The 868-nt window shown below is 62.2% G+C and carries 1 protein-coding gene and 1 pseudogene; both read left to right on the forward strand.

All coding sequences use genetic code 11. The annotated features are described in order from the left end of the window. A partial coding sequence (locus EN943_RS37190) for a formylmethanofuran--tetrahydromethanopterin N-formyltransferase (RefSeq protein ID WP_127416628.1) occupies positions 1-609 on the forward strand: 609 nt, incomplete at its 5' end. Next, a pseudogene (locus EN943_RS37195) lies at positions 606-868 on the forward strand (formylmethanofuran dehydrogenase subunit C); the annotation flags it as partial. The gene EN943_RS37190 and the pseudogene EN943_RS37195, both read left to right, overlap by 4 nt.

An 868-nucleotide genomic window follows, 5' to 3' on the forward strand; every position in this document is an offset into this window, starting at 1 on the left:
ACCTCGCCGGGTTCCGCCTGCTTTGCCGGGCTGCAGGGCAGCGCCGAGCTCAAGCTCGGTTCGGCGCTGCGCTACTTCGGCGACGGCTGGCAAATCTCCAAGAAGATCGGCGACAGGCATTTCTGGCGTATTCCCGTCATGGATGGCGAGTTCCTGTGCGAAGCAACGACCGGGCTGACGAAGGAAGCTGTCGGTGGCGGCAATTTTTTTGTCATGGCGCAAAGCAGCGCCAACGCTTTGGCCGCTGCCGAGGCCGCGGTCGGTGCGATCGGCATGGTGCCTGGCGCCATCGTGCCATTTCCGGGCGGCATTGCCCGTTCGGGTTCCAAGATAGGTGGCAAATACAAGGGCATGATCGCCTCGGCCAACGAAGCCTATGCGCCGACGCTGCGCGGCGTCGTCGCGAGTGAACTCGGTTCCGACATCAACGCCGTCCTGGAAATCGTCATCGATGGTGAGACCAATGAAGCCGTTGCCGCCGCGATGAAGGCCGGCATCAAGGCTGTCATACAGCTCGGACCGAAGAGAGGTGCGGTTCGGATCAGCGCCGGCAATTATGGCGGCAAGCTCGGAAAATTCATCTACTCGCTGAAGGATATGCTGCCATGAAGGCGCTGACCTTCACCCTGGTTGCCGAGCCTCCGGAGCGCCTTGACCTGTCGCCGCTGACGCCGGAGCGGCTGGCCGGGATCGAAAGGCGCGACGTCGAAAGAATCCAGATCGGCATGTCGAAGCACGGATCGAAGGTGGGCGACATTTTTCGCGTCGCCGGCAGCGATCCGACAAACATCGTGTTCGAAGGCGGAAGCACGCGTCTTGACCTTGTGGCGCAAGGCATGCGGACCGGGTCGGTTCGCCTCGTTGGCAA

Origin of the sequence: Mesorhizobium sp. M7A.F.Ca.US.006.01.1.1, assembly GCF_003997935.1 — a bacterium.
Classification (GTDB): domain Bacteria; phylum Pseudomonadota; class Alphaproteobacteria; order Rhizobiales; family Rhizobiaceae; genus Mesorhizobium.